Source organism: Comamonas sp. 23, assembly GCF_049601575.1.
Lineage (GTDB): Bacteria > Pseudomonadota > Gammaproteobacteria > Burkholderiales > Burkholderiaceae_C > Comamonas > Comamonas squillarum.
Window position 1 is genome coordinate 2166630 of the sequence record NZ_CP187127.1, and the last position, 25420, is coordinate 2192049.

Consider the following 25420-nt stretch of genomic DNA (forward strand, 5'->3'; position numbering starts at 1 on the left):
GCAGCTGCCGACTGCTGTAGCCCCAGCCCAAAGACAAAAGGCGTGGACCCGAGGGTACCACGCCTTTTTTATCGCTGCCACCGCCCATCTGCTGCGGCATCTGCTTCAGTACACATCGCGCCGGTACCGCCCCTCGTCGATCAAGGCGTTCAGCCCTTCTTCGCCGAGCAGCTCGGTCAGCGCCTCATCCACACCGGTGGCCATGCCGTCATAGCTGCCGCAGACGTAGATGACGGCGCCCCGGGCCAGCCAGGCCTGGAGCGGCTCGGCGGCGGCACGCAAAGCATCTTGCACATAGCGGTGCGGGCCTTGGCCGGGGGCCAGGTTGCTGGCATCGCGGGCGTCGCGCGAGTAGGCGTAGTCGGCGCGTGCGATCTGGCCATGGGCCTGCCAGACGCAGATCTCGTCTTCGGCATAGGAGTCGTGCGCGCGGCGGCGTTCACCAAAGATCAGCCAGTTGTCAAACTGGCCCTGGGCGATGCGCTGGCACAGATGGCCGCGCAGGCCGGCGTAACCCGAGCCATTGCCCATAAAGATGGCGGGCCGCGCATCACCGACCAGCGGCGCAAAGCCGGGGTTGTCGACCAGGCGCAGTGCAATGCTGCTGCCCAGCGCCGCATGTGCGGTGAGCCAGCCCGAGGCCAAGCCCAGCTGCGGAGCGGCGCCTGGCTGCTCGCGCAGCGTTTGGCGTACATAGAGGCGCATGCGGCCATCGGCGGGCAACGAGGCCAGCGAGTAGCTGCGCGGGGCGAGCGGGTGGAGCTGGTCGGCCACGGCCTGGGCCGATGTGGCGGGGGCCGAGAGCGTGGGCAGCTCGCAGGCGCTCAGTGCATCGCGCAAGCTGCTGGCGCTGCCGCGCCACTGCACGGCGGCGCTGCCATCGAGCTGATGCGCCTGCAGCCAGGCATCGACCTGGGCGGGCGCCTGCTGGGCCTTGACCTCGACCAGGCCACCGGCCTGCCACTGCAGCGCTTGCTCAGGCGCAAAGCCCAGCTCCACCTGGTAGAGCGGCTGGCCGCTGCTGCCGGGGTTGAGGTGGTGGCGGCTGAGCAACTGAGCGGGTGCAAAGACGGCGTCGGGTGCGTCGGAATCGGCCACGCTGGCAGCGGTGTTGACTGCCACAGTGGCGGGTTCCGCGTTCACGCCCCAGTGCGCAGCCAGTGCCTTCAGCCAGGCTTGCCATGCGGCGTCGTCCTCGGCATCCATGGTGATGGGGGCAAACACGGGCTGGGCCCCCAGGCGCTCGAGCTGCGCGGCCAGCGCCAGGCCAAAGCCGCAGAACTGGCCGTACTGGCGGTCACCCAGCGCCAGCATGCCAAAGCGCTGGTGGGCCAGCGGCGTGCCTTGCGTTTGCTGCAACAGGCGCGCCAGGCGGCGGGCGCTGTCGGGCGGCTGGCCTTCGCCAAAGGTGCTGGCCACCCACAGCAGCTGCCTATGCGGCTGCAGCTGGACCATATCCAGGCTGGCGGCGGGCAGCAGCTGTGCGGCCAGGCCCGCGCTGCGCAGGCGCGCGACGGTGCGCACCGCCAGCTGCTGGGCATGGCCGGCCTGGCTGGCGTAGACCACGGCCATGCTGGCGCCGGTGTTGGCGCCCCTAGTTGGTCCTGCCTGCGGGCCATCGCCCGCCAGCAGCGCGCGCTGGGCCTTGGCGGCGGCGCGGGAGCTGCGGCGCCTCTCCAGGTAGAGCAGCCAGCCGGTAATCGCAAACAGCGGCATCATCAGTGCCGCGACGGTGATGATGATGCGGCCCGTCAGCCCAAAATAGGTGCCGGTGTGCAGCGGGTAGATGGCAGCCAGCGCGCGGCGGCCGGCGGGCAGATCGGCAAAGCGGTCGTCGCGCTGCACGCTGCCATCGAGGCTCAGGCTGAGCTGGTTGCGCGCGCGGTCATGCGGGGCGCCGGCGCCCCACCAGCTGAACTGCACAGGCTGGTCGGCGCGCTGGGGCAGGCGCATTTGCGCAAACTGCCAGCCGCTGGCCAGCTGTGTAAAGCTTTGCCAGGCCGGCTCCAGCGTAGCGGGCTCGATCTGCAGCGGCGGCGCCTTGCGGGCGGCCTCTTGCGCGGCCGATTGCTCGGCCCGGGCCGCTGCGCGGGAGGGCGCGCCCATCCAGCGGTCCACCGGGGCGCGCACCGCATCAAAGGCCCAGTACATGCCGGTCAGGGTCAGCATCACATAGACGACCAGCACCCAGGTGCCAGCCACCGAGTGCAGGCCCCACAAAAACGGCCGGCCCTTGCGCCGCACATTGAAGGTGAGCCAGCTGCGCCAGGACAGCGGCTTGGCCGGCCAGCGCAGGTACAGGCCCGAGATGGACAGCAGCAGCAGGCACAGCGAGAGGCTGCCCGTTATTGGCTTGCCATCGTCGCGCGGCAGCAGCAGCCAGCGGTGCAGGCGCTCGTTCCATTCAAAAAACTCGCGGCCGCTTTGCGCCGGCAGCTGGGCGCCGGTGTAGGGGTGGAGGTAGACGCTCTGGCCCCGGCGCTCACCTTTTTCGGGCGCAAAGGCCAACTGGGCGCTGCGCCCGGGCTCGGCATACAAGGTGATGCGGTCGATACGGCGCTGCTCACCGCTGGCCCGCACTGCCGCCAGCAACTGGGGCGGTGTCAGCGCCGGGCTTGGCTGCACCGGCACGCTGGCGGTCCCCGGGTTGGCCCAGTCCAGCACCTCGTCCTGGAAGGAATAGGTGGCGCCGGTGAGGCCAATGACGATCAGCACGGTGCCCGCAGTAATGCCGATCAGCCAATGGATCTGGAACCAGATATTTTTAAAACTCCACATGCTTGTCTTTGTTGTCTTTTGATACTGTCGGACTGCTCAAGCTTAAAAATCCACGACCGCGCGCAGCACGGCCTGGCGGCGCTCACCCAGCGACACATAGACGGGGCTGCCCGAGGAGCTGACATAGTTCTTGTCGAACAGGTTCTTGATGTTGAGCTGCAGCTTGACCATGCGGCCGCTCCAGGGGCGCTCCCAGCTGACAAAGCTGTCGGCGACGGTGTAGCCGGCGTTATTGAAGCTGTTGGCGGCATCGCCTGCGCGGAGGCCCACATGGCGCAGGCCGGCGCCGACACGCCAGCGGCCACTGCTGCTGGCTGCAAAATCATAGGCGGCAAAGAGCGAGGCGGTGTGGCGCGCCACATTGGCCAGGCGGTTGTCCTGGTATTGCGGGTCGTCGGTCACCGCGGCATCGGTGTAGGCATAGGTGCCAATCAGCTGCCACTGCTTGCCCAGGCGGCCAGCGGCATCGAGCTCCAGGCCGCGCGAGCGGGCACCGCCCACGGCGCGGGCATAGCTTTGGCCGTCGATGGTCTCGTTCACCACCACATTGCGCTTGCGGATGTCGTAGAGCGCAGCGGTGGCGGTGATGCCGGCCGGCGACTCCCACTTGGTGCCCAGCTCCCAGGCCTTGGCGGTCTCGGGCGGCAGGGTGCCGATGACGCTGCCAATGCTGCTTTGCGGCTTGAAGGATTCGCTGTAGCTGCCGTAGATGGACCATTCGGTACTGGGCTGCCAGACCAGGCCAGCGCGCGGCACGAACTTGCTGCCATCCGATTCGCTGCCCACCACAAAGGGCCGGCCCTTGCCCGCGATCTGGTCGTAGTGCTGCCAGCGCCCGGCCAGCTGCAGCAGCCACTGGGGCGAGAGGCGGATCGAATCCTGCGCAAACAGCGCCTGCTGGCGGATCTTGTCGCTCTGGGCGCTTTGCGCCTCGTCGATCGTGGTGGCATTGGGCAGGTTGCCGTAAACCGGGTCGTAGACATTGAAGCCGCCGCTGTTGCTGCCCCGAATGATGTCGCGGCGGAAGATATTGCTGTCTTCGGCGTCGAACCCGGCCAGGATCTCATGCGTCATGCCGCCCGCCTGCAGCTTGCCTTCCAGGTTGATCTGGCCGACATGCTGCTGGCTCAATGCCCCGCGCGTGCCATCGGGCCGGCGCGTGAGGATGCCGGTTGTGGGGTTGAGCGACACCGGCCGGGCCTGGTAGTCGTCATAGCGGTTGCGGTTGTAGCTGTAGGCGGCGTTGAGCTTCAACTGGCTATTGAGGCTGTGCTGGGCCTGCACGGTGAAAAAATCCGAATCGCCCAAGGTGCGGTTGTAGGCCTCGTCCAGGCGCTCGCGGCGGTCGATGGCCACAGGCCGGCCGGTGCGGCTGTCGATCACGGTGCCCCGGTCAAAGGGCTGCTCGTAGTTGGTGTGCTCGTAGGACATGCGCACATAGGTGTCGCGCCCATACCAGGCCAGCGACGGGGCGATGACGGTCTGGCGGTTCTTGCCAAAGTTGCGCCAGTAGTCGACATCGCTGGTATCGGCGATGAAGCGGTAGGCCAGGCCCTGCTCGCCGATGGGGCCTGTCAGATCGAGCGAGGCACCGCCGCCGCCATAGCTCGACAGCGAGGCGCCCACCTGGCCGGCAAAGCTGAGCTGGGGCTTTTTGGTGACCATATTGATCACGCCGCCCGGGTCCATTGTGCCGTAGAGCACCGAGCTGGGGCCCTTGAGCACCTCGACCCGCTCGGTCGTGAAGGTGAGGTTGCGCGCCAGCACGGTGCGGATGCCATCGCGCAGGATGGAGCCATCGCGGTTGAAGCCAAAGCCGCGCTTGATCACCGCATCCTGCGTGCCGCCCAGGGTATTGGCCTGGGTGATGCCGCTGACGTTGTAGAGCGCCTCGTCGATGGAGCGCACCTGCTGGTCCTGCAGCACCTGGGCGGGCACCACGGCAATGGCCTGGGGCACATCGCGCAGCGCGGCATCGCTGCGGGTGGCGGTGGTGGCGCGCTTGGGCTGGTAGCCCACTTCCTGCGCTTTTTCTTGCACGATGACCTGGGGCAGCACGGCTTCAGCGGCCGGAGCGGTGGTGGCGCTGGTGGCCGTATCCGACGCGGTTTGTGCCACGGCGGGCCAGGCGGCAATCGCCAGCGCGATGCTGCTCAGGCAGGTCAGCGGGTGGAAGGGGGCGGAGCGGGCGGAGCGGGCGGTGGTGCGAGAAGGGGTCATCAGAGGGTCACAAAACAGGCGAAGCCATCGGCAAAAAAGACCCGCATCAGGTGTTGCGGGTCTTGTGTTACGAAGGCGGGTAATAGGTGGATCAGAACGCGTAGCGGCCCTGGACGTAGAAGGTGCGCGGCGCGCCCACCATGCGGCCGGGGTTGCCGTCGACATTGCGCGTGTAGTAGCGGTGGTCGGCGATATTGTTCACGCCGACCATGATTTCGCTGCCCTTGTACTGCGGCACCTTCCAGTTGACCTGGGCGTTCCACAGGCGAAAGCCCGGGATGCGGCCCACATTGGCATTGGCCGATTCGGCCTCGGTGTTGGCCAGGTCCGAGTACTGCTTGCTCTGGTGCGTGCTCGACAGGTTAAAGCCCCAGGCATTGCGCTCATAGCGCACACCCACGGTGTCGGTGTTGCGCGCGTAGAAAGGCACATCGAGCCCGGCGGTGGTGCCGGATTTCTGGATCGCCTTGGTGTAGGTGTAGTTGCCATACACCGTGGTGCCTGCCAGAGCGCTGGCCTTGTCAAAGCTGTACTCCAGCGCCAGCTCCAGGCCCTGGTGCTTGGTGGCACCAATATTGGCAAAGGTGACGGGCACGACGCCGGGCGTCTGCAGGATCTGGTTGTCAAAGCGCAGGTCAAACACCGTGGCCTCGGCGCGCCACTGCTTGTCTTGCCAGCGGGCGCCGAGCTCCTTGGTCTTGGCCACTTCGGGGCGCAGTGGGTTGGCCGCCGTTTGCGAGTTCAGCTGGATGTTCTGCACCGGGCCGAACGAGGTGGTGTAGTTGGCAAACAGCGTGAGGGCCGGGTTGACCAGGTAGGACACGCTGACCGAGGGCAGCCACTTGTTGTTGCGCGTGTCAAAGCTTTGCGCGCCACTCCGGTCATCGCGCTCGGATTGGATGTGCTCAAAGCGCACGCCCGGGGTGATGCGCCAGGCGCCGATGGCGATGCGGTCGTCGATATAGCCGGCATGGGCATCGGTGGCGTTGTCGAACGAGGTAGTAGCGCCCATCACATTGGTGGACAGGTTCAGCAGGCTGCTGTTGTCGTCACCGCGCTCGCGGATATAGCGGTAGCCCACGGTCACATCGTGGGTGCTGCTGCCCAGCGCAAAACGCTGGGTGTAGCGCGGCTCGATGCCTAAGGTCTGGTAGTTGCGCGGCTGGTAGTTGATCTGGGTCTGCGCGGCATTGATCAGGCGGCTCGAGCGCGCGCTGTCGTTGTAGTAGGCGCGGATCTCGAACTCCTGCGTGTCCGAGATGGTGTTGATATAGCCCAGGTCCAGGCCCTTGCGCTCGCCGTCCCAGCTATCGGTGGGGCGGGTGTTCTGGAAGGGGTTGGCGTTGTACTGGGCGACCGTGAGGCCCCCGGGCGTGTTGGAGCGCACATCGTAGTAAGACAGCTTGCCGTAGACCTCGGAGCTGCCCGACAGCGCGTAGCGGAACTTCAGCGCCAGATCGTTCAAACGCTCATCGCTGTCCTTGCGCCATTCGGAGCCCGTCATGCCCGAGTACAGCAGCGCCCAGCCCAGGCCGTTGTCCAGCTGCGAGCCCAGGAAAGTGCTGTAGAGCGTGTTGTTCTCTCCGCCCTTGCCAAAGCCGTTGTAGCGCAGGGTCACGTCGCCGGTGATGTCCTTGCTGGTGGGGATGGCGCGGGTGTTGAAGTTGATGATGCCGCCGACGTTTTGCGGGCCGTAGCGCACCGCGCCGCCGCTGCGCACCACATCGATGGATTCGATATTGGCCAGGCTCACCGGCGCAAACGACAGCTGGGGCTGGCCGTAGGGCGCCACGGCCAGCGGCACGCCATCGAGCAGCACGGTCGAGCGCGGCGAGTAGCGGCCGGTCAGACCGCGCACCCCGATATTGAGCGACACCGCGCTGCCGGCGGTGCCGGAGTTGTCGCTGCTTTGCACGCCGGGGATGCGGCGCATCACATCGCCAATGCTCGACGCACCGCTGTTCTCGATCACGTCCTTGTCGACGATGGTGCGAGCCCCGGCAAAGGTCTTGAGCTGGTTTTGCAGACCGCTGCCCAGCAGATCGCCCGAGACCTGGATGGTCTCCAGGGTGCTCTCTGCCACTGGCGCGTCATCGGCAGCAGGCGCGGCTGCCGTCTGGGCCAGCGCGCTGGCCGCTGGCGCCAGGCTGATCAGGACGGCTGCTGTGATCTGGCTCAGGGCCGGGCGGGGGCCCGATGGCTTGCGCGAAGTGCGGGTGGATGCGGACATGGTGAGGGCAGCAAAAAACGAGGCGGGCACAGCACAACGGCGCCAGTCAGGGGCGCCGCAGCGTGGTTGGCCAGGGGATGAGTGTTAGGAATGAGAACGAATTGTATTTAAAAGCGTGGCGGCTCCTGCAGCTATCGCAGCGCCTGCGGCCTAAAAAGCGGTGATCCAGTGTGAATACCTACTTGTGGGGTGTGTATGTATGTTGCTTTGGGGCAACTACGCGGGGCATCTCCCTACTCGTAGCAGGGTGCCGGGCAGCGCTGGGATGGGGAAACCGCACTGCATCAAACTTGCGTTTAAGCCCGCCATCAGATGGCGGCGGCAGCTGGCTTATGCGGGCATCCAATCGGCCTGCCAGCGCGCCGCCAGGCGCTGGCTCAGCTGCAAGGGGAGGCCACCCTGGTCAAAACCGACGACGGTGATCTGCTCGGCGCAACGGGGGCGCTCGGGCACCTGGGCAAAGCGGCCATCGGTCAGCAGCCAGACATAGGCATGCACGGGGCCCTGGCGGCGGGCGCGCTGCAGCAGGCGCTCGAGCAAGGCAATGGCGCTGGCCAAAGGGCTGCCGCCGCCGCCGCCAATGGGCCGGATCCAGCCCTCGTTCCAGGCCTGGGCCTTGGCCCCTGCCTGGATCACATAGGCGCTGTCGCCGCTAAAGCCCAGCACGCAGAGCCGGTCGCGCTGGCGGTAGGCCTGGTCAGCCAAGGCCTGCAGGTAGCCCTTGGCGCGGGCGAGTTGCTGGCCGCGCAGCATGGAGGCCGAGGTATCAAGCAGCACGCAGTGCATGAGCTGCGCGCCGGCGGGCTGCTTGCGGTAGCGCAGGTGCGGGCGCGCCAACTTGGCCTGGCCTTTGGCGGCCAGGCTGCGGGGCCAGTCAATGCGCTGGCTGGCCGTTGCCAGCAGGCGGCCGGCGCGCTGCGTGCTCTGCGCGCGCCCCAGCTTGGCCTTGCCGGCCAGGCTGGGGCGCGTCAGGCTTTTTTTGCGGTAAAGGGCCGCAGGGCCTTGACGGGCTCGATACCGGTATGGCGCGGCGCGGCCATGCCGCCCCAGCCATCGGGCTGGTTGCGCTCGGCGTTGGGGCTGCTGCTGGCGGTGTCGGCATGGCCGTTTTGGGGCTTGGTCTGTGCCTGGTTTGGCTGTTGCCGCTGCGGTTGTTGATGTAGGTCTTGTTGATCGTTGGCCTGGCCACTGGGCGATGGTGGCTGCGCCGCATCGGCACTGCGGCGGTGGGCCAGCGCCAGCTCGGCCACGGCCTGCACATCGGCCAGGCTGACCTCGGCGTGGCCCGCCAGCGCCGCCTGGGCGCGCGCGGCGCGCAGCATCACCAGGTCGGCGCGCACGCCTTCGGCGCCCGATTGCTGGCACAGCTGCGCCACGGCATCTAAGATGGCCTCGGGCCAGGCCACCTGGGCCAGGTGTTCGCGCGCGGCGGCAATCTGCTCGCGCAACTGGGCTTGGGCCTGTTCATGGCGGGCGCAGAACTGGGCGGGGTCCGCATCAAAGGCCATGCGGGCGCGCACAATGCGCTTGCGCGTGTCCACATCAGGCACATTGGGCAGGCGCACAAACAGGCCAAAGCGGTCCAGCAGCTGCGGGCGCAGCTGGCCTTCTTCGGGGTTCATCGTGCCGATCAGTGCAATGCGCGCGGCATGCTGGTGCGAGACGCCATCGCGCTCGATGCGGTTGGTGCCGCTGGCGCTGACATCGAGCAGCAAGTCCACCAGGCCATCGGGCAGCAGGTTGACCTCGTCCACATACAGGATGCCCTGGTGCGCCTGGGCCAGCAGGCCGGGGCGGAACTGTACGGCTGAGGACTGTAGTGCAGCTTCCAGATCCAGCGCGCCTTGCAGTTGTTCTTCCGTGGTGCCCAGCGGCAGATTGACAAAATGGCCGCTGGGCAGCAGCTCGGCCAGCGCGCGGGCGCTGGTGGATTTGGCGGTGCCGCGCGGGCCTTCCACCAGCACGCCACCCAGTTGCGGATCGACCGCCAGCAGCAGCAAGGCCTGCTGCAGCGCGGCTTGGCCCTCAATGGCGCTGAAGGGAAAATGCAGATCGGTGGGGGCGCTCATCGCATCTCCAGCAGGTGTTCGGTGTCGAGCAAATGGGTCTCCAGCAATTGGGGGTAGTCGCCAGGCGCTTGCCACAGGCCGCGCTGTATGGCTTCGAGCAGGCGCTCACACATGCCGTGGAAGGCCTGCGGATTGTGCTGCTGCATAAAGGCGCGCGTGGTGTCATCGGCGACAAAGGCATCGGTCACGCGGGCGTATTGGTCGTCGCGCACCACACGGGCCGTGGCATCAAAGGCAAAGAGGTAGTCCACGGTCGCGGCAATCTCGAACGCGCCCTTGTAGCCATGGCGCTGCACGCCCTCGATCCACTTGGGGTTGGTGGCGCGCGCGCGCACCACGCGGCTGATCTCTTCTTGCAGGCTGCGCATGCGCGGCGAATCAGGGTTGCTGTGGTCGCCAAAGTACAGGGCCGGTTGCTGGCCGCTGTAGTGGCGCACGGCAGCGGCCATGCCGCCCTGGAACTGGTAGTAGTCGCCCGAGTCGAGCACATCGTGCTCGCGGTTGTCCTGGTTGTGCAGCACCAGCTGCATCTCAGACAGGCGCCGCACAAAGGTCTCGGGCACCTGGCTGCCATCGTCGTGCTGGCCGTAGGCATAGGCGCCCCAGTTGCGGTAGGCGGTGGCCAGGTCTTCGTCGCTTTGCCACTGGCCGCTGTCGATCAGGCCCTGCAGGCCGGCGCCATAGCTGCCGGGCTTGGCGCCAAACACGCGCAGGCCCGCCTGGTGGCGCGCCTCCTTGGCATTCATCCCTTGCTGTTGCAGCTGCGCGGCCTCGGCCAGCACGCGGGCGCGGATCGGGTTTTGCGCGGCGTCCTCGTCGTCGAGCGCCGCCACCTTTTGTACCGCGGCATCAAACAGGCGGATCACATTGCTGAATGCATCCCGAAAAAAGCCCGAGACGCGCAAGGTCACATCGACCCGGGGCCGCCCCAGCACATGCAGCGGCAGCACCTCAAAATCGCTGACGCGCCAGCTGCCATCGGCCCAGGTGGGGCGCACGCCCATCAGCGCAAAGGCCTGCGAGATATCGTCGCCACCAGTGCGCATCGTCGCCGTGCCCCACACAGACAGGCCAATGGTGACGGGGTACTCGCCATGCTCTTGCGTGTAGCGCTCGACCAGCAACTGGGCAGATTTGAATCCCATGCCCCAGCTGGTTTGCGTGGGGATGGCCCGGGTATCGACCGAGAAGAAATTGCGGCCGGTGGGCAGCACATCGGGCCGGCCGCGCGTGGGCGCGCCGCTCGGGCCCGCCGGCACAAAGCGGCCCGCCAGGCCGCGCAGCAGCTGCAGCAGCTCTTGCGGGCCACAGGCAGCCAGGCGCGGGCGCAGATCCTGCTGCACGCGGGCCAGCACGGCCTGGGTGTGGCCTTCTAAGAGTTCGGCAAGTTCAGGAGGCAGCGCTGCACCGGGTACCAGGATTTGCAAGGCCAGCAGCTCCAGCCGCTCGCGCGTGTCGCCGTGGTGGCGCCAGGGCTGCTCGTGCAGATCTTGCAGCAATGCGGGGCGCGGGCCGGTCCAGGGCTCGGCCCAGTTGGCATCGAGTGGGTCAAAGTCCAGGCCCAGATCACGGGCGATGGCGCGCACCAGGCTTTGGTTGGCGCCCTTGCCACCACCGACGGGGTGGCGCGCCAAGGCGAGCAGGGTGTCCATCTCCAGCCGGCCGGCGGGCGAGACGCCGAAGATATGCAGGCCGTCGCGGATCTGGCTTTCCTTGAGCTCACACAGGTAGGCATCGGTGCGGTTGAGCAGCTGCTGCTCTTCCTCGTCGCTGGCGGGGGCCTGCAGGCCCAGGTCCTGGTGCAGGTCGTGCTGCACGATGTGGGCAAGGATCTGCTGGCGCAGGATTTGCGCGCGCTTGTGGTCCAGCGTGGCGGCCTCGTAGTACTCGTCCACCATGCGCTCCAGATCGCGCGTGGGCCCATAGCTCTCGGCGCGGGTGAGCGGGGGCATCAGGTGGTCAATGATCACGGCCTGGGCGCGGCGCTTGGCCTGCGTGCCTTCGCCGGGGTCATTGACGATAAAGGGGTAGAGGTGGGGCAGGGGGCCCAGCACCAGATCGGGCCAGCAGTTGGCCGACAGCGCGACGCTCTTGCCGGGCAGCCATTCGAGGTTGCCGTGCTTGCCCACATGCACCATCGCATCGGCCTGCCACTGGCTGCGCAGCCAGTGGTAGAAGGCCAGGTAGTAGTGCGGCGGCACGAGATCCGGGTCATGGTAGGCAGCCAGTGCATCGAGCTGGTAGCCGCGTGCCGGCTGCACGCCGACAAAGATCTGGCCCAGGCGCAGCCCTGCCACCATAAAGCGGCCGTCGCGCAGCATCGGGTCTTGTGCGGGCGCGCCCCAGCGCGCGGTGATGGCCTGCTGATTTTCGGCGGGCAGGCTGTCAAAGTACTGCAGGTAGTCGGCCAGGCTCAGGCTTTGCCAGGCGGCGCGTGTGGCCCAGGAGTCGGGCGCATTGGTGATGCCTTGCTGCAGCAAGTCCATCAGCGCCTGGCTGTCTGCGGGCATCGCATCGACGGCATAGCCATCGGCCGCCAGCGCACGCAGGATCTCGATGACCGACGCTGGTGTATCCAGCCCCACGCCATTGCCAATGCGGCCTTCGCTGCTGGGATAGTTGGCCAACACCAGGGCCAGGCGCTTGTCGGCATTGGGCTTGCGGCGCAGCTGGCACCAGCGCTGGGCGAGTTCGACCACAAAGCCCATGCGCTCGGGGTGGGCCTGGTACTGCACCACATCGGACTGCGTCAGATCGCTGCGGTGCGACAGGCCCTTGAAGCTGATGGCCCGCGTGATGATGCGGCCATCGACCTCGGGCATCGCCACATGCATCGCGATGTCACGCGGCTGCAGGCCATGGGTGCTGTCCAGCCAGGTTTGCTCGTTGCTGCCCGACAGGATCAGCTGCAGCACGGGGATATCGCCTGCCAGCGCATGGTCGCCGGGGGTATCGAGCGAGGCCTGCGAGAACGCGGTGGTGTTGAGGATCAACGCTACGTCTTCGCTGGCGCACAGCGCCTGCAAGGCAGCCAGGCACCCGGCGTCCTTGAGCGATTGCAAGGCCAGCGGCAGCGGGTTCATGCCCTTGGCAAGCAGCGCCTGGCACAGGTCGGCAAACACCTGGGTGTTGCCCGACTGCAGATGGGCCTTGTAGAACAGCAGCATGACCACCGGCGCGCCGGGCTGCCACTGCAGCGGGCCGGGTTGCTGCCAGGTGACGACCGTGGCCTCATCACTCGCGGGGTGGTACACGGCCACCGCCGGCAAGGGCCGCGGGGGCAGCGCCGCATGCGGGCCGCCCAGCAGGCCGTGCCAGACAAAGCGGAACAGCTCGCGCGCATTGGCCAGGCCGCCTTCGCGCAGGTAGCGCCACAAGGTACGGCAGTCTTGCTGCGGCACCGTGCTTTTTTGCAGCAGGTTCAAATCCTCGCTGCTGTCGCCCGAGAACATGGCCAGCGCAATCTGGTTGGCGCGGCACAGCGCCATGACGCGCTCGGTGCCATAGGGCCAGTAGCTCTCGCCGCCCAGGTGGTCGATGATGATGACTTTGGCATGCTGCAGCACCTCATCGGCATACAGATCGACCGATGCGGGCTGGCGCAGGTACATCAGATTGGCCAGCCGGACGCTGGGCAGTTGCTCGCCATCTATGCCGGCCCGCAGCTGCTCATAGGCTTGCGCCAGCAGGGCCAAGGTGGTGTCTGCGGCGCTCAGGATCACGATGTCGGCCGGGCTTTGGCCCAGGCTGGAGACAAAGGCCTCGTCGTCGACAAAACCACCGGGCTGGACCGCGAGCAAATGCATCAGAGCGCTCCGACCGGGCTGGCAGCGAGCTGGGCGCGGATGGCCGCCTCGTCCAGGTCATGGCCGATAAAGACCAGGTGGCTTGCGCGCTTTTCATCGGCGCGCCATGGGCGGTCAAAGTAGCTGTCAAAGCGCTTGCCCACGCCATGCACCACCAGGCGCATCGGCTTGCCGGGCAGGGCCACAAAGCCCTTGATGCGGTAGACGGTCTGCTGCGCCACGACCTCGGCCAGCTGGGCCAGCAGCGCTTCGCGCTCCACCTCGCCCAGCTGCACGACGACCGAGTCGAAATCGTCATGGTCGTGCTCGTCATGCACATGGCCGGCTTCGTGCTCGTGGTGGCCCTTGCGCGATTCGATGCTTTCCTCGGACGCGCTGGACAGGCCCAGCACCACATCCAGGTCGATGCGGCCATGGTCGGCGGCAACAATCTTGACGGCAGGCGGAATGTCTTCGCGCACCAGGGCCTCGACGGCAGCGCGGTCGGCGGCGCTGGCCTGGTCGAGCTTGCTCAGCACCACCAGGTCTGCCGAAATGAGCTGGTCTTCAAACAGCTCGTGCAGCGGCGACTCGTGGTCGAGGTTGGGGTCCTGCTTGCGCTGCAGATCGACCGCAGCGGGGTTGGCGGCAAACTGGCCGGCGGCAGCGGCGGGCACATCGACCACGGTGATCACCGCATCGACCGTGCAGGCGTTCTTGATCTCGGGCCAGTTGAAGGCCTGCACCAGGGGCTTGGGCAGGGCCAGGCCGCTGGTCTCGATAAGGATATGGTCGATATTGTCCCGGCGCTCGATCAGCTTGCGCATCACGGGGTAGAACTCTTCCTGCACGGTGCAGCACATGCAGCCATTGGCCAGCTCATAGAGCTGGCCGGCCTGCTCTACGCCTTCGTCATCGCAGCCAATGCCGCAGCCGCGCAGAATCTCGCCATCAATGCCCAGCTCGCCAAACTCATTGACGATCACCGCAATGCGGCGGCCGTTGGCGTTGGACAGGATATGGCGCAGCAAGGTGGTTTTGCCGCTGCCCAGAAAGCCGGTGACGATGGTGGCTGGAATCTTCTGGCTGGTGCGCATGGGGGTGTCTCCAAATAAAAAGGGGCGGGGCTGCCGGGCAAGCCTGGGGCTGGGCCGCAAGGCGCGTTGCGCGCGGCAGTCTGAAACAAAAAGGGGGAGGCGGGGCGGGCCGGGGCCGGGTGCTGGGCGAGTGCAGGCCGCCTAGCGGCCGCATCCCGCCAACGGCCAGGCCAGGCCTGTGCGCCATAGCGCCGGGTGCAAGGGCAGCGCCAAGCGGCGGCTGGGGGCAGGTGTCTGCATGGGAACTCCAGGAAAAGCGCGTCCTAGGCAAACCAGCGGGCTTGATGCCGGTTGCAGCTGGTTCGGGGGTGGCTTGGCACAAAGGTCTGACTTGGCAGCGCAAGGCGCGGGGCGAGCCCGGGGCCTGCGGCAGCGATACAGTGGCGCGACCGTGCCGGATTGTCACCGGCTTCTTTGCGAACAAGTGCGGGCCATTCTACTGCCTTTGCCTTGGGGGACGAGGCCACAAGCATATGAGTGGCTCGTCTACCTGAAATATGCAACCCAGTCTACTTGGAGTTATTGCTTCTTGTGCATTAAGCAACGGCGGATTTCGCCTCCTTAGGGGAATACTGTATTCCTTATTGAAATACTTTTAGGCTCTTCCTTGCACAAGCTTTAAAGCTCCTCGGTATATAAAGGGTATCCAATACGAGGTGGTGCCTTTTCGATCTCGTTTTTCAAAAAATCCGACCGAAACTAAGCGTTCCGCCGCCTCGTTTGCCGTCTCTTTTGTCACCTGCCAGAGAGTCTGTAGAGACTGCAAGGATTGCTCTGCTTTTTGCCCTTCCAAACGGTCCATGTAGATTTTGAGGTCAGGATATTCTGCAACCATCGTCTGGTTGTATCTGACTTTAGAGACTTCCTTAAGAGCTTCTTTAAAAACGGCACGATCAAAAAGTTGCTTATCGGGTAACTCAGGCTCGCCTCTTTCTAGGCGTTTGATTTGCAAGTCTTTGATCCACTCGAAAAGGTGTATTAATTCGCGAGGGGCACTCACGCCTAGACCATCTTTCACTCGGGTAACCATCCATTCAAAGGTATCCGGGTTTTTCCCTGTGTCTACTTTATCTGGTAGTATTTCTTTAAGAAGTTTGGCTTGCTCTTCGAAATCGTCCTTTACGGTCTGAGGGGTTACTCCCAGCCATTGGGTCAGTTCTTTGCTGTTGAGTAAGCGCAGAACAATCAGATTCAGAAGTCCTTGGTCTGACCATACGATACTAGTAGTTCTGGTGATATGGCTTGCTTCGGTAAACCCCCCGGATGAAATGCGTTTCCAGATGTCGTCGCGAACGAAGATCTTTAGAACTATATTGTTAAGTGATCTTAAATCGTTATATGCACGAAACAGAGCTCGAAGAGCGTTTCTCTCTAATTCGGGAGAGTCAACAAATGCGACGTCTAGTCGATCAAATAAAATCCAAAAATTAATTCCCGAGATTTGAAAGGCTTGGTCAGCCGTTTCAAGCAGAGCATCTACTGGAACGTCATCAAGACTTTGTTGCTGCGTTGATGATCGAAACTCTGTTTTCCGAGTTGCGATCGGTAGGCCACTTGCAGGATCAATGGATAATCCATATTCGACTGCGCTAACATCTTTATTTAGTAATCCTTTGAAATAGTTTTGGACAGATCGAAATGCAGATGCGATTGTGGCTTCGGGAACAAGCAGCTTTGCATTTTGAAGTGCAGAGATAAGTGCCGTTGCTTGCGGGCTATTTATTTTTCTATCCTTAAGCGTTTTTCCGGCTAGAACAAGGCAATATAATTTCCACAGGAAGATAAATGAACTTTCTGAAGGTGGTGGAGAAGCCACAAGGCCCTTGAAAACTGTTGCGCCACGAACATTTTCTGCCGAAGCTAAAACAACTCCACTTTTTTGTAATTCCTTGGTCTGAGTGCTTAACAACCCATAAAGAGCACTTTTTCCGGTTCCTTTCGGGCCGTATACTACGTCTTTACGCCCTTCGAGCATTTCAGTCCATTGGCTTGTCTCAACAAAGTACTGAGTAAGATCCGACAACTCGTCTTCCGCAACACGCTGACCTAAGTTCAGACTTTTCAAAATCTGCAATTTGGTAATCATAGTACTCCTGTGCATTGTGTCTGAGTCAATATTTTTGGGGTGGCACTGTTGTAATCGGCAAATCTAACGGCCTACATCATACTGCGAGGCTAGGTCGGCATGATGGACTTTACCAGCCCGCCAAGCCGGTCATTCAACAAATCTCGAGGGATTTTTGGGGAGGTCATCGTTCTTTTTCCTACCATTCAATTTGCAAGGATGGCAAAATTATCTTCGAATTCCATGACCAAAAATCGCTACCGCCTGCTCGTTATCGCCACCGTCCTGCTGTTGGTGCTGTCGATCCGCATGGATTTCAGGACCGAGCTGCTGTCCTCGCAGCATCCGCTGCGGTTTCCCATCGCGCTGGAGGGGGAGATGGTCGTGCTGCTGTGCTTCATCATCCTGGGCTGGAGCGCCGGCTTTTATGGCTGCATGCGCTTTCGTCCCTGGGCGCCTGCGCTCAACCTGGTCACCACCGCCTGCGGGCTGCTGTTTATCGTCGGCAACAACTGGCTCTCCGTCGAATCGTCCTGGGCCCAGGTGCTGGATTTTCTGGCCAATGCCTCGGGCGGTTTGACCTTGATGCTGCCTTACTTCAACGACCAGGTCCGAAAGATGTTTTGGCCGGAGCCGGATGGATGCTGAGCTGCGCACCAAGTCTTTGTGGGGATAGCATGTATGAGGCTCGAAGGAGCCGTTGTACAGCTCCCTGGCATTTGGCACAGACAAGCGGCGCTGCAATCTAATAAACGGCGCTACCTGCGCCAGATAGCATCACCCCTACAAGATAAAAGGCAAGCTTCCCGTGGCATCTCAACAAGAAAGCAGCGATCGCGTTTTAAAGGCCGTCGCCGAGTTTGTCTCCTCCCTGTATGCAGGACGCAGCGTCTGTCCTGATATGTCGGCGCTGATCCAAGCGACCTCGTCACTGCGATTGTCAAGTTTTGACGACTGGGAGCAACTGGTCAGAGCTGGCATTGATTGGGCAGAAAACAAGCACAAGCCATCAAAGTGGCGTTTCTGGGCCGCACCAACGCCATTCCCTACCTGGATTGATCTGTGCAGTTGGGATGGTTACAAGCGCGAGCGAACGCTGCGAGCATTGGCAGGAGCCGCTCCAAACGCCTTCTTCCTGGCGCTTGCGGCGCGGCGGCTCAATGATTGGGTGCCAGAGGTACGTGCAGCAGCACGTGAGACATTGCCGCCCATCGCGGCAGCATCTGACCCTGCCGACGTGGCGTCCATGCTATGCGCCGTCCTTCCTCACTGGAACTCCTGGGGCCGCATGGAGGCACACGACAAACAAGTCATTTTGGACATCGCATCCATCGAGGCTGTTGTTCGCGAACTCAAAGCGCAAATCATCTCTACGCCAGCGGGTCCGATGGCTGAGATCCTGGCGCAAGTGGGGCGAGCTCCTGCTTTGGATGCAAGCCTGCAGGAGATTGCCAGCCAGGCTGTGCAGCCAGCCGTGAGAGCCAAAGCCTACCGCGCGATGCTCGACGGCAAGATGGTCTGGTTGGAAGGCAGAGCGTGGGAATGGACAGATAGAAGTCGCTTCACAGGTTATCGCCGTGCGATTCATGGCCATCGCCTGCTGTCAGACCATGTTCCAAGCGCTGCGCTATTGAAGGCCGCCATTGCCGATCCATCCAATGTCGTTCGCAGGGTGGTAGGCGATGTGTTGATACGAGAAACCGAGCCTTTGGATGGCCTGAGCTGGGAGCTGGCAATGCGACTCGCCTCCGACAAACATCCATCGTTATCCGCCCGAGGGCAGTTTTTGCTGAAGAACCTGGCGCAGGCGGGCTGAGTACCAACAGGCCCTTGTCTATTGCTATAAAAGAGGCTTGTGCTGTTGCAGGGCCGTCTGCCTTTTGCAAGGTCTCTGTTTTGCCACCATTCTTCTGCACGTCCATGTCCACACGCCTGCGCGCCGTCCAATCCGATATCACCAAGCTCCATGTGGGAGCGATCGTGAATGCCGCCAACTCGTCGCTGCTGGGCGGTGGTGGTGTGGATGGTGCCATCCACCGTGCAGCAGGCCCGGACCTGGTACATGAATGCAGGCTGTTGGGTGGTTGCAAAACAGGGGATGCCAAGCTGACCCAGGCCTACCGGCTGCATGCGGACTACATCATCCACACCGTGGGGCCCGTGTGGCGAGGCGGGAACAAGGGCGAGCCGGAGCTGCTGGCTGCTTGCTACCGGCGCTGTATGGCGCTGGCTGAGGAGAAGTCGGTGGCATCCATCGCTTTTCCCAGCATCAGCACGGGCATCTTTGGCTATCCCATGGCGTTGGCTGTGCAGTTGGCAGTGCGCACGGTTCGAGAGAGCTTGTCTGCACACACCCCCAATTGAAGAGGTGGTCTTCTGCTGCTTTTCCCAAGCGGATCTGCTTGCGTATGAAGCGGTCTTGAACGCACCCACGGCCTGATTCATGGGCCAGCCGGCTCTATCTGCTCGATACCCCGTGACCCAACCTCGCTACCGGCTGCCAGGGCTCCATGGGCTTTTCGGGCGCGTTGCTGGCAAACACTAATTTTTTCGGTGCTTTATTTCAATATTTCAAGTATCATTGAAATATGAATGAAGACCATGTCATCAAATCCCTGGCCGCACTGGCCCACCAGGTCCGCTTGCGGGTGTTTCGTGCGCTGGTGGTGGCCGGGGCTGACGGGCTCACGCCCTCGGTGTTGGCGGAGGCGCTGGGCGTTGCGGCCACGGCGCTGTCTTTTCACCTCAAGGAGCTGGTCCATGCGGGCCTGGTCACGCAGGAGCGCGTGAGCCGCAACCTGGTCTACCGCGCAGACTTTGCGCGCATGGACGGCGTTCTGCGCTATTTGACCGAGAACTGCTGCGCGGGCGCCCGCTGCGAGGTGACCGCTCCCCAGTGCTGCCCTGCCAGCGACAAAGGCTGCTGACGATGACCACCCATGTTTTGGTGCTTTGCACCCACAATTCGGCCCGCAGCGTGCTGGCCGAAGCCATGTTCAACCACTGGGCGCAGACACTGGGCATCGATGCCAAAGCCTTCAGCGCCGGCGCTGCACCCAGTGGCCGTGTCCACCCGCAGGCGCTGGCGGCGTTGCGTGCTGCAGGCGTGGACACATCGGCGCTGTCGAGCAAGAGCATGGACCGGTTTGCGCATCCCGGCGTGCCAGAGATGCGCGTGGTCATCACCGTTTGCGACAGCGCCGCTGCCCAGCCTTGTCCCTTGTGGCCGGGCGCGCCAGTGCGTGCCCATTGGAGCTACCCGGACCCTTCCGAGGCCCCCAGCGTGGAGCAAGCCCAGCGTTTTGAGCTCACCCGCCAGGCGCTGGCCTACCGCATGCTGCAGCTGCTGCAATTGCCGTTTGACAAGCTCGGCAACCAGGCGCTGCAAGCGGCAGTGCAGCGGATTGCGGAGTCATGAACATGCCCGTGACTGAGACCAAGCCGGTGATCGGTGGGTTTGAGCGCTACCTCACGCTCTGGGTGCTGCTGTGCATCTGCGCTGGCGTGGGCCTGGGTTATGCCGTGCCGGGCCTGACCGAGGCAGTGGCTGCGATGGAGGTGGCCAAGGTGAACCTGCCGGTGGGCGTGCTCATCTGGGTGATGGTGATTCCCATGCTGCTCAAGATTGACTTTTCTGCGCTGTCGCAGCTGCGCCGCCATGCCCGTGGCATAGGGGTGACCTTGTTCATCAACTGGGGCCTCAAGCCGTTTTCGATGGCCTTGCTGGCCTGGCTGTTTTTGCGCCATGTGTTTGTGCAGTGGCTCGATCCTGCGCAGATCGACAGCTATGTCGCCGGTTTGATTTTGCTCGCCGCAGCGCCGTGCACGGCGATGGTCTTTGTCTGGAGCCAGCTGTGCAAGGGGGACCCGTACTTCACGCTGTCGCAGGTGGCCTTGAATGACGCCATCATGCTGGTGGCCTTTGCGCCGATCGTGGCCTTGCTGCTGGGCATCTCCTCGATCACGGTGCCCTGGGACACCTTGCTGGTTTCGGTCGTGCTCTACATCCTGGTGCCGGTGGCGCTGGCCCAGATGCTGCGCAAATACCTGCTCAGGCGCGGCAGCCAGGCACTGGGCCGGGCGGCCGAGTTGATGGGGCCGGTGTCCATCCTGGCCTTGCTCGCCACGCTGGTGCTGCTGTTTGCGTTCCAGGGCCAGTCGATCCTGGCGCAGCCCTTGGTGATTGCGCTCTTGGCCGTGCCCATCCTGGTGCAAGTGATGCTCAATGCCGGGCTGGCGTACTGGCTCAACCAGAAGCTGGGGGTGGCCCATTGCGTGGCCGGGCCCTCGGCGCTGATTGGCGCCAGCAACTTCTTTGAACTGGCCGTCGCCACCGCGATCAGCCTGTTTGGCCTGAACTCGGGCGCAGCACTGGCCACCGTGGTCGGTGTGCTGATCGAGGTGCCGGTGATGCTGGCCGTCGTGGCCGTTGTCAACCGATCCAAGCGCTGGTATGAAAGTGCCCTGCCAGCTGCATCCACCCAAGGACACTGATGTCTGCTGATGCCATCTCCCGCCATATCGACGCCCGCAGCTTCCAGGCCCCTGGCCTGCAGCAGCTGCAGCCTCGCCAGTTGTCTGCCCATGCTCCCCGCATTCTGATGCTGTATGGCTCGCTGCGTGAGCGCTCCTACAGCCGGCTCCTGACCCAGGAGGCAGCCCGGCTGCTGGAAGGCATGGGGGCCGAGGTCCGCATCTACGACCCCGACGGCTTGCCGCAGCCCGATAGCGTGCCGGAGGACCACCCCAAGGTGGCGGAGCTGCGCGCGCTGGTGCGGTGGTGCGAAGGCATGGTCTGGACGTCACCGGAGCGCCACGGCGCGATGACCGGCATCATGAAGACCCAGGTGGACTGGATACCGCTGTCCGAAGGCGCTGTGCGGCCCACGCAAGGAAAGACGCTGGCGGTTATGCAGGTGAGCGGCGGCTCGCAGTCCTTCAATGCCGTGAACCAGCTGCGCATTCTGGGCCGCTGGATGCGCCTGTTGACCATTCCCAACCAAAGCTCGGTCGCCAAGGCCTACCAGGAGTTTGATGACGAGGGGCGCATGAAGCCATCGCCTTTTTATGACCGTGTGGTGGATGTGATGGAGGAGCTGCTGAAGTTCACCCTGCTGACCAGGGATATCGCGCCCTATCTGGTGGACCGCTACAGCGAGCGCAAGGAGGAGCGCGCAAAGATGCATGCCCAGACCTTGGCGAGCCTGTGAGCGCTGCGCGGGATACGAAAGGGGCGACACAGTCCAGAGGGCCCAGATGGCCCAGAGGGGAAGGCCGCCGGCGGCAGGCGATTTGCTAGCATGGCGCAACTTGCCCCAGACCCATGACCAAAAATCGCTACCGCCTGCTCGTTATCGCCACCGTCCTCCTGTTAGTGCTGTCCATCCGCATGGATTTCAGGACCGAGCTGCTGTCCTCGCAGCATCCGCTGCGGTTTCCCATCGCGCTGGAGGGGGAGATGGTTGTGCTGCTGTGCTTGATCATCCTGGGCTGGAGCGCCGGTTTTTATGGCTGCATGCGCTTTCGCCCCTGGGCGCCCGCGCTCAACCTGGTCACCACCGCCTGCGGCCTGCTGTTTATCGTCGGCAACAACTGGCTCTCCGTCGAATCGTCCTGGGCCCAGGTGCTGGACTTTCTGGCCAATGCCTCGGGTGGTTTGACCTTGATGCTGCCTTACTTCAACGACCAGGTCCGAAAGATGTTTTGGCCGGAGCCGGATTAAGGTCCGGCCCTCCGCAGAGCACTGCCCGCGCATCAGCGCTGCAGGGGCTGGCCAAACCAGCGCTGGATAGCGGTTGCGACTGGCGCTTGCGATGCCTTACCGTCACCCACCCAGGCGACGATGCCATCCGGGCGGACCAGTAGCGATTGCAAGCCAAGTTCATCCGCCGTGCTGCGGGCGATATAGCGGAGGTGCCCCTGCCACCCTGCCGACAAGTCACGCAACGGCGCGGCGCAGCCAAAGTCCAGCAATAAGCCCTGGCCGGTCTGCAGATGGCCAGCGAGGGTCGAGCCATCGGCCAGCGCAAAGTCGGGCGCGCTGCGACCGACCAAGGGGTGGGGGGGCCTGCCAGGCCGGCGCGCATGCTGCAGCCAATGGGGGCGCAATGCGGTGGGCGCGCCACCATGTAGGGGTGCGGTGACGGCCTCCAGCAAGCCCCGGCGCCGCAGCGCCTCCAGCGAGGGGATAGTGAGGCCGCGAATGCCAAAGTGCGCTTGCTTGAGCGGGGAGTGCGGGTCGCCGGCTTGCTCGAGCACCAGCACAGAGCACTGGGCCAGCCGCAGCTCGCAGCTGAGCAGCAGGCCGACGGGGCCTGCTCCAACAATGATGACGTCGTAAGGGGAGATCGTAGGCATGGACATGTCCTCTCTCGTTTGACCGTTCGGCCGGAGTGATTCTTTGTCTTGAGAACCCCTGGGACGAACCGATGGCCGCATGCAGATGCGGTGCAAGTTCGTCGTGGGGACCCATGCGCGGGCAGAGTCAGCGCTTCCGTGTGGAAGGACCTGGGATTACCAAACCAAGTCTGCCTTTTTCGACGGGCCGACTATAGCGCTGGCGGTGCAGAGGCGATTTACTGAGGGCGCCGGCCCAGCTGATGGATCCGTTTAACAGCAAGCTTTCCCGCCCGAGCAACCTGTGGATGTGCATGCGCTGCGGCCAGCTGGGCCATGGTTAGCAGTGCTTGGTCAGGGCGCTTTTGGATGGCCATCGCGACGGCCTCACCGAGAAAGAAGTCGTCATCGGCCACCAGTCTGTGCAACAGGTCCTTGTCTTCTAGGCTGAGCGAAGGAATGAGTGCGACCACGACATCGTTCCATTCCTGATCATCCAGCAGCCCGTGTATGCATGCACCCAAGGCATCCTGGTCCTGTGCAAGAGGGGATAGCGCGGGATGCAGATCGGAGACTTCCTGGTCGCTGGCTTGCGCCTGTTGCAGCGCCACCAAAAAGCTTGTTGCCGAATCGAAAACGGCGCGCGTATCGCCATCGTGGCTGAGGAAAAGCACGCAGCCTGCGAGCGGCGAGCGGGTGGCCAGAAGGTGGTGGTCGCTGGTGTTCGCATCATCGAGCACATAGCAGCCCAGCTGTTGGACCAGCGGGTGGTAGGCGAATTGCGCGGTGTGTTCCAGCACTTCACGGGGTGCAAGCAGCTGTGGATGGAGCGCGAGAAAGGGCGCAGCGGCCTCGACGTAGTGCTCAAGCAGATCGCGCTCTTCTTCTGCTGCGGGCATGGCTGTGTCCTTGGGTAAAGCGGTCTTCAAACCACGGCAGCCGTGAACGCATCGGGCCGCCGCGCCAGCAGCGCCGACAAGCGCTGCAGCCCCGCCTGCAAGCGCCCCCGGTCCTTGATGCTGCCCAGCGAGATGCGGATGGCATTGACCTGGGCAGTGTCTGCCGCGCCGCTGGCAAAGGCCTCTGCCGGGGTGACGGCGATGCCTTCGCGCTGGGCGGCTTGCGCGAGTTGGGCGGGGCTCCAATACCCTGGCAGTTCCAACCAGACATGCAGGCCATCGCCCGCGCCGCTGTAGCGGCCGGCCAGCAGATCGCGCGCCATGCGGTGGCGCAGGCGGGCCTCCTTGCGCACGCCCTCCATCAGCCCATAGGCCGAGCCGCCCAAAATCCATTGCGTGGCCAGTGCTGCAGACAGTGGCGAGACCATCAGCGCAAAGGAGCGCAGGGCAGTCTGGAAGCGCTCGCGCAAGGCAGGATCGCGCACCCGCACAAAGGCCACGCGCAGGCCGGGCGTCAGGCATTTGGACAGGGTGGAGATATAGAGCACCTGCTCGGGCGCCAGGCTGGCCAGCGGCGGCGGTGGTGTCTCGGCCAGCAGCCAGTAGGGGTCATCCTCGACGATGCGGACATGGTTGCGCTGGGCAATGCGCACGAGCGCCTGGCGCCGTTCCAGCGGCATCGTGGTGGCGGTCGGGTTCTGCAGGGTGGGGTTGAGGTAGAGTAGTGCCGGCTGGTGCAGGCGGCAGGCCTGCTCCAGGTCGTCGGGCAGCATGCCATGCGGGTCGCTGGGCACGGCGATGATCTGCCGGCCCAACTGCGTGGCCGCAGTGCGCAGGCCGGGGTAGCCCATCGGCTCGGCCAGGATCACGTCGCCCGGTTCCGTCAGCGCCAGGATGGAGGCGGCAATTGCTGCCTGCGCGCCCGGGCAGACAACGAGCTGCTCGGCATCGACCGGCCCCAACATGGGCCTGAGCCATTGGGCGCCGGCTTGGCGGTCCACATCGCTGCCGCCACCCAGATGGTAGGTCATCAGCAGCGCAGAATCCGCCCCCATCAGCACCTGCGACAGGCCTTGCTTGAGCAGATCGTCAAAATCCAGACCCGCCGGCGGCGGCGGCGTGTTCATGCCCAGGTCGAGCACCGCGGTCAGCGCCACCTTGGGCGCTGCCACATAGGTGCCCCGCGCGCCGCGCCCTTCGAGCAGGTGACGGCGCCGGGCCTCGTCGTAGGCACGGGTGACGGTCGTCAGGTCCACGTCCAGCAAGGCCGCCAGATGGCGCTGCGGCGGCAGGCGATCGCCGGGCTGTAGCAGGCCGTCTGCCACGGCCGCTTGCAAGGCATCGGCAATCTGCAAAAAACGCGGCCCGCCCCACGCGGTCAGTCGCGGCAACCAGGGGAGGGCGTTGTCTTCTTGCATGCTTGTATCTGGAGATGTATGGATGGGCCGAGGGGGCCTCTGCAAAACGCACTGCCGTGGTCTGGACGCCCACTCGGGCGATCCACTCCTTGCCATTGGGCGACGGTTTTGCAGACGGCCCCTGGGACAATTTGTCCGCATGTATGGAAATTGCTTTTGCGTACTATGCACCAGAACGCAGAGCGGCCCATGCTGGTATGGCAATCGCTGGCGTTGCGGCCTCATGCCTTGCTGGGGCTCGGACAGTGCCAAGTCATTGGCTGGAAATTTGCAAAATGATCGATTGGATCCCCGTAGTCTTTGTCATCTTCAAGCTGAGCATGTTCAGCACCTGCATGTTCTTTGCCATCAAATGGCATTACGACCAGGGCAAAAAAGGCGGCAACCCCCGCGCCGTGCTGCGCGCAGGCGGCAAGGTGGCGGCGATTTTTTTGGCGGCGCTGTTGCTGCTGGGGCTGCTGACCTTCACCTTGGTCAGGACGATGGGCTTGGATTTGACGTTCTCTTGATGGGTCGCCATCCG

Annotated in this window: 19 protein-coding genes and 1 pseudogene; 9 read left to right on the forward strand and 11 right to left on the reverse strand. The window is 63.9% G+C overall.

Annotated elements, in window-relative coordinates:
- Positions 1 to 105 precede the first annotated feature (105 nt).
- The 8 genes from ACPEE1_RS09700 to ACPEE1_RS09735 all read right to left on the reverse strand — a co-directional run bounded on the left by ACPEE1_RS09700 (position 106) and on the right by ACPEE1_RS09735 (position 16265).
- Positions 106 to 2778: a PepSY domain-containing protein gene (locus ACPEE1_RS09700; RefSeq protein ID WP_423936180.1), complete on the reverse strand. Its 2673-nt coding sequence runs from the start codon at positions 2776 to 2778 to the stop codon at positions 106 to 108.
- Between the two features lie 42 nt (positions 2779 to 2820).
- Positions 2821 to 4998, reverse strand: coding sequence for a TonB-dependent siderophore receptor (locus tag ACPEE1_RS09705; RefSeq protein ID WP_423936182.1), 2178 nt, complete (start codon positions 4996 to 4998; stop codon positions 2821 to 2823).
- A gap of 91 nt (positions 4999 to 5089) precedes the next feature.
- Entirely contained in the window at positions 5090 to 7228 is a 2139-nt protein-coding gene (locus tag ACPEE1_RS09710) for a TonB-dependent receptor family protein (RefSeq protein WP_423936184.1), read from the reverse strand.
- A 330-nt stretch (positions 7229 to 7558) separates the two neighbouring features.
- The gene (locus ACPEE1_RS09715; RefSeq protein WP_260719756.1) at positions 7559 to 8065 is read right to left on the reverse strand and encodes a vWA domain-containing protein; all 507 of its coding nucleotides are present in this window, start codon (positions 8063 to 8065) and stop codon (positions 7559 to 7561) included.
- A gap of 131 nt (positions 8066 to 8196) precedes the next feature.
- A complete protein-coding gene (locus ACPEE1_RS09720) occupies positions 8197 to 9297 on the reverse strand; it encodes an ATP-binding protein (protein ID WP_260719755.1) in 1101 nt (366 codons plus the stop codon).
- The gene (cobN, locus tag ACPEE1_RS09725; RefSeq protein ID WP_423936187.1) at positions 9294 to 13103 is read right to left on the reverse strand and encodes a cobaltochelatase subunit CobN; all 3810 of its coding nucleotides are present in this window, start codon (positions 13101 to 13103) and stop codon (positions 9294 to 9296) included. Before cobN ends, ACPEE1_RS09720 begins: the two co-directional genes overlap by 4 nt.
- Positions 13103 to 14179: a cobalamin biosynthesis protein CobW gene (gene cobW, locus ACPEE1_RS09730; protein ID WP_423936189.1), complete on the reverse strand. Its 1077-nt coding sequence runs from the start codon at positions 14177 to 14179 to the stop codon at positions 13103 to 13105. The genes cobN and cobW overlap by 1 nt, the downstream gene beginning before the upstream one ends.
- A gap of 595 nt (positions 14180 to 14774) precedes the next feature.
- A complete protein-coding gene (locus tag ACPEE1_RS09735) occupies positions 14775 to 16265 on the reverse strand; it encodes a P-loop ATPase, Sll1717 family (RefSeq protein WP_423936191.1) in 1491 nt (496 codons plus the stop codon).
- A 222-nt stretch (positions 16266 to 16487) separates the two neighbouring features.
- Between ACPEE1_RS09735 and ACPEE1_RS09740 the strand changes: the two genes are divergently transcribed.
- The 8 genes and pseudogenes from ACPEE1_RS09740 (at position 16488) to ACPEE1_RS09775 (ending at position 21966) form a co-directional block, all read left to right on the forward strand.
- Complete coding sequence (locus ACPEE1_RS09740) at positions 16488 to 16892, forward strand: hypothetical protein (RefSeq protein WP_423936193.1); 405 nt, start codon at positions 16488 to 16490, stop codon at positions 16890 to 16892.
- Positions 16893 to 17052: 160 nt separating this feature from the next.
- Positions 17053 to 18060 carry a hypothetical protein gene (locus ACPEE1_RS09745; protein ID WP_423936195.1) on the forward strand — a complete coding sequence of 336 codons (1008 nt, stop codon included), beginning with the start codon at positions 17053 to 17055 and terminating at the stop codon, positions 18058 to 18060.
- A 104-nt stretch (positions 18061 to 18164) separates the two neighbouring features.
- Positions 18165 to 18684, forward strand: a pseudogene (locus tag ACPEE1_RS09750) (O-acetyl-ADP-ribose deacetylase).
- A gap of 148 nt (positions 18685 to 18832) precedes the next feature.
- The gene (locus tag ACPEE1_RS09755; RefSeq protein ID WP_021028683.1) at positions 18833 to 19171 is read left to right on the forward strand and encodes an ArsR/SmtB family transcription factor; all 339 of its coding nucleotides are present in this window, start codon (positions 18833 to 18835) and stop codon (positions 19169 to 19171) included.
- Positions 19172 to 19173: 2 nt separating this feature from the next.
- Positions 19174 to 19662 carry an arsenate reductase ArsC gene (locus ACPEE1_RS09760; RefSeq protein WP_423936197.1) on the forward strand — a complete coding sequence of 163 codons (489 nt, stop codon included), beginning with the start codon at positions 19174 to 19176 and terminating at the stop codon, positions 19660 to 19662.
- Positions 19663 to 19664: 2 nt separating this feature from the next.
- Positions 19665 to 20738, forward strand: coding sequence for an ACR3 family arsenite efflux transporter (gene arsB / locus ACPEE1_RS09765; protein ID WP_260719751.1), 1074 nt, complete (start codon positions 19665 to 19667; stop codon positions 20736 to 20738).
- Positions 20738 to 21454 (forward strand): arsenical resistance protein ArsH, encoded by a 717-nt coding sequence (arsH, locus tag ACPEE1_RS09770; RefSeq protein WP_423936200.1) that lies wholly within the window; start codon positions 20738 to 20740, stop codon positions 21452 to 21454. The genes arsB and arsH overlap by 1 nt, the downstream gene beginning before the upstream one ends.
- Positions 21455 to 21567: 113 nt before the next feature.
- A complete protein-coding gene (locus ACPEE1_RS09775) occupies positions 21568 to 21966 on the forward strand; it encodes a hypothetical protein (RefSeq protein WP_116924241.1) in 399 nt (132 codons plus the stop codon).
- Positions 21967 to 21998: 32 nt separating this feature from the next.
- Here ACPEE1_RS09775 and ACPEE1_RS09780 read toward each other — a convergent pair whose 3' ends face one another.
- From ACPEE1_RS09780 to ACPEE1_RS09790, 3 genes are all read right to left on the reverse strand, one after another.
- Positions 21999 to 22601: an FAD-dependent oxidoreductase gene (locus ACPEE1_RS09780; protein WP_260719749.1), complete on the reverse strand. Its 603-nt coding sequence runs from the start codon at positions 22599 to 22601 to the stop codon at positions 21999 to 22001.
- A gap of 218 nt (positions 22602 to 22819) precedes the next feature.
- Complete coding sequence (locus ACPEE1_RS09785) at positions 22820 to 23479, reverse strand: hypothetical protein (protein WP_423936202.1); 660 nt, start codon at positions 23477 to 23479, stop codon at positions 22820 to 22822.
- Positions 23480 to 23505: 26 nt separating this feature from the next.
- On the reverse strand, positions 23506 to 24897 hold the full coding sequence (locus ACPEE1_RS09790; protein ID WP_423936204.1) for a PLP-dependent aminotransferase family protein: 1392 nt from the start codon (positions 24895 to 24897) through the stop codon (positions 23506 to 23508).
- 275 nt (positions 24898 to 25172) lie between these two features.
- On the opposite strand from ACPEE1_RS09790, the gene ACPEE1_RS09795 reads away from it, so the two are divergent.
- The gene (locus tag ACPEE1_RS09795; protein WP_116924237.1) at positions 25173 to 25406 is read left to right on the forward strand and encodes a hypothetical protein; all 234 of its coding nucleotides are present in this window, start codon (positions 25173 to 25175) and stop codon (positions 25404 to 25406) included.
- Positions 25407 to 25420: the final 14 nt, after the last annotated feature.